This window comes from Lederbergia sp. NSJ-179 (assembly GCF_022867885.1).
Classification (GTDB): Bacteria; Bacillota; Bacilli; order Bacillales; family Bacillaceae_C; genus Lederbergia.
Map to the genome: position 1 here is coordinate 1 of NZ_JALIFP010000081.1, position 3,706 is coordinate 3,706.

Annotated in this window: 3 protein-coding genes and 1 pseudogene; all 4 read right to left on the bottom strand. The window is 38.4% G+C overall.

The features are described 5' to 3' along the window. Nucleotides 1–117: pseudogene (locus MUB24_RS22765) on the bottom strand (reverse transcriptase domain-containing protein); the annotation flags it as partial. Nucleotides 118–207: 90 nt separating this feature from the next. Further along, nucleotides 208–1,221, bottom strand: a complete 1,014-nt coding sequence (locus tag MUB24_RS22770; protein WP_244707994.1) for a site-specific integrase — start codon at nt 1,219–1,221, stop codon at nt 208–210. After that, nucleotides 1,208–2,194: a tyrosine-type recombinase/integrase gene (locus MUB24_RS22775; RefSeq protein ID WP_244707996.1), complete on the bottom strand. Its 987-nt coding sequence runs from the start codon at nt 2,192–2,194 to the stop codon at nt 1,208–1,210. The genes MUB24_RS22770 and MUB24_RS22775 overlap by 14 nt, the downstream gene beginning before the upstream one ends. Further along, nucleotides 2,187–3,422, bottom strand: coding sequence for a site-specific integrase (locus MUB24_RS22780; RefSeq protein ID WP_244707998.1), 1,236 nt, complete (start codon nt 3,420–3,422; stop codon nt 2,187–2,189). The genes MUB24_RS22775 and MUB24_RS22780 overlap by 8 nt, the downstream gene beginning before the upstream one ends. Between the last annotated feature and the right edge of the window lie 284 nt (nt 3,423–3,706).

Here is a 3,706-nt window from a genome sequence, read left to right on the forward strand (position 1 = left end):
TTTGACATAGATGCAGAAGTCATCCGCAAACCGAACAAACTTATGTCCCCGTTTCTCCAACTCCCTGTCCAACTGAGTCAAGTAGACATTACTAAGAATTGGCGAGAGCACCCCACCTTATGCAAAGAAAAGCATTATGCAAAGTAAACCTCTTAAACCCAATAATACAAAGGCTTTTTATTCCATTTACTTTGCATAATATCAGATTTACTTTAGATCAGACAGCCAAGAAATTAATGCCTCATCCTTATTCCAATCGGGAAGATTATCATCGACCAGATCTGGGTAGGCATTTTCAATGGCTTTTCTTTTTGTCTCGGTATCCGTTCTAGCATAGATTTCAGTTGTTTTTAAATCTACATGACCTAGGAAATCACGGATATAGATGAGATTCACTCCTGCTTGCAATAAATGCATGGCCTTCGAGTGTCTAAACATATGGGGCCTCACTTTCGGAGGCACAAGAGAAGATGTTTTTCCGACCAGGGCAACATATTTTGAAATAATGTAAGCTACCCCTTCCTTGGTAAGCTTCTTACGCTGGTTATTTGTAAATAATGGATATTCATTTTTCCATGGTTTATCCAGTCTATTCTCCAAAATATAACGTTCCAATAAAGACATTGTATTTTTCATGAGAGGAACACGTCTTTTCTTATTTCCCTTACCTGTCAATGTTATAACGGATGGCTCTTTCAAAATAACATCACCAACACTAATATCGATTAGTTCCTGTACTCTGGCCCCCGTATCATATAGAACGCTCAACAATGTCAAATCACGTCGTCCTTTCGGACAATTTCTATCAGGTTGTTCCAACAATAGCTTTACAGCTTCCGGAGACAAATGTTCCACCACTGTCTTTTCGGCTTTTTTAGTGGGGATGGCTACAACCTTTTGAAAATGAAATAAACCGGAAGGTTCTTCGGCCTGTACATATCGAAAAAAGGAATGAATTGCCGCAAGTCTCTGATTTCTAGTAGAAATACTGCATTTCCTATCCGTTTCCAACCATTCAAGAAAATCAGTGAGTAGTTCCTTTGATAGAACATTCAAGGTTATCCGTTCTGCAGGAAAGCTTTTAATTTCCTGACAATACTTTATTAAAAGTTTAAACGCATCACGGTAGGAACAAATGGTATTTCTACTAACATTTTTTTGTGATGGCAGGTAGACCGAAAGAAATTCTGTAAGGTGTTTGGCAAAATCAGTTGGTTTCATGGATATCACCTGCCAATTTAGGGATTATTCCCGGATACTGCGTTTCCAGTTTTAATGTAATATGTGGAAAGACATCCGCCGTAAGGCGTAAATAGTATGCCGTCTCTTCAAAGGAGTCATGTCCCATATACGTTTTCAATATTGGAAGATATGCCGATAAATCCTTTCCCTGTTCAGCCCATTTTTTCAGGCAGTGCACTGCATAGGTATGTCGAAAATCGTGTACCCTAGGTCCCCGTCCTCTGCCACCATGTGAAATTCCGGCACGCCATAGAAATTTACGGAAATTTTTATAGACGTTCCCTATCGTCATTGGTTTGTCATTCAGTGCTAGAAAATAAAAGTTTTCTTCATTTGAGAAAGGATGAACCTTTTTTGAATAATGACGACAACGATCTATAAGGGAATCAGACATAGGTACCAACCTACTGTTATCCTCTTTGGAATGATGGATTGTAAGAATGCCATTTTCAAGGTCGACATCGGCAACTTTAAGAAGTCTTGCCTCAGATACCCTTAGTCCACACATATAAATCATGCGAAAGAGAATAGGCATAATCAAATGTCGGTATGGACATTGATTACAATATCGACATTTGTCGGTTTCAGCAAAAAAGCTTATTAACTCATCATTCGTATAAATATATGGCACGTACTGTTCTTCCGTGGGGTAGTATCCCTTCGGGAGGACATAGGCTTTCTCGCCAATAGAACCTAGATATTTTCCAAACTGTCGAATGATTGATGCTCGTGAACATTGGTTTGCCTGTGCTTCATACGTTCTTTTACTACACCATTCCAATACAATTTCCTTCGTAAGGTTGGTGGCGTGAGGATATTTTTCCAAGGTAAATCTATCAAAACGTTTGAAATGGCCTATTTCTGAATTGTATTTGTATCCGACAGCTTGTTTCAATTCAACATGATTTTGGATGTGATTTTTAAAAGGTCCTTCATAATTTAGTTTACTCATGGCTGGTTACCTCTTCGAAATCAAGAGAACATTCCTTAAGCTTTTTCACATCGACTTTCAGATAAACGGCTGTTGAATCAGTATCAACATGACCGAGAATATCTGAAATAGTGGATAAGGGTGTTTCTTTTTCAAGTAACATACTGGCCATAGTGTGTCGAAGAGAATGCATTCCTCTTCTCTTTTTCAGTGTAGGGAGATGCGCCAGTTCCATATATCTTTTTATTAATTGGTTTAAATGGTCATCTTTCGAAAAGGGACCGAATGGTGCAATATGTCTTACAAATAGATAGGGACTTTCTATTCGTGGTCGACCATATTTAAGATAATCAATAACTGCCCAACCAACCTCCGGCGTCAGTGGGAGAGATATAGTCTCCCTGGTTTTCGATTGAGTAAAGACAAGTTTCTTTTCCTCCCAATGAAAGTGCTCCATTTTCAAATTTTTAATGTCTGTGCAACGCATTCCCAAACGACATGCCAGTAAGATAATTGCATAATCCCGTTTACCTTTTGGACTACCTTTATCAATAGCTGCGATTAACTTTTTTAATTCATCTACTGTCCATACAGAGGGGATACGGGTCTGTTTTCTCGCTTGTACCATAGGTGTTTTTGCGGCAAAATCAGTCTGTACTTCTCCAATTCCTAAGAGAAAACGAAAAAAGGCTCGTAAAGAGCAAATATTTTGTTCCACCGTTTTATAGGTATAGCCAGCCAAGGTTTTAATGTAGTCATTGATTACCGATAGATTAATACCTTTACAATCCGTAACCTTCTGAGAAGAAAGATAATCCATGAACCTGGCTGACTGTTTGACATAATGATCTACTGTTACATCGGAATATTCTTTGTCTACACAGTGTTGCTTAAAACGACTACTGATTTCTATAAAATATGGATCCGTAAGGATTTTCTTATGTTTATAATACCTGCGTAAAATAGTACGGTGCAGCTGAAAGTTTCCAATCATCCGGATGACTCGGAGTTCTTGTGTCTCCGACTGTGATAAAGTTCGATTGAAATCTTTTTCGAAGACTTGAAAGTGCTTTTCAACAAAATCAATTCCTAATCGTTCAGAATAGTAAATTTCACCTCGTTCCTGTGCAAATTGAAGCAACATCTTCCATCTCCTGCGATAGAAGTTCATGGTACCCTTGGTATAACCGAGGCGTAGCATTTCCTGTTCCAAATCATCGATGAGCGCAACCAGTGTTTTTTCTTGCATAAGGTATCCCTCCAAAAATGATATCTGAGCTTTAAGCTCCTATTATCATCTTCGGGTATTATGCAAAGTAAATCTATTATAATTGTTGAATTCTCAAGGTTTCTATCACATACTTTGCATAATAACTTTCTTTGCATAAGGTGGGTTATGCGAAGCTTTGCATAACCCACCTTGAGGAGCACCGAATTCTGTTGGCTTCGTGAGACCATCTTCAAGTATTCCACTCTTAAGAAACTTCCAAATTAGTTTCAGCACGGTCTTATCTTGGATAAACTCCTCAAGAT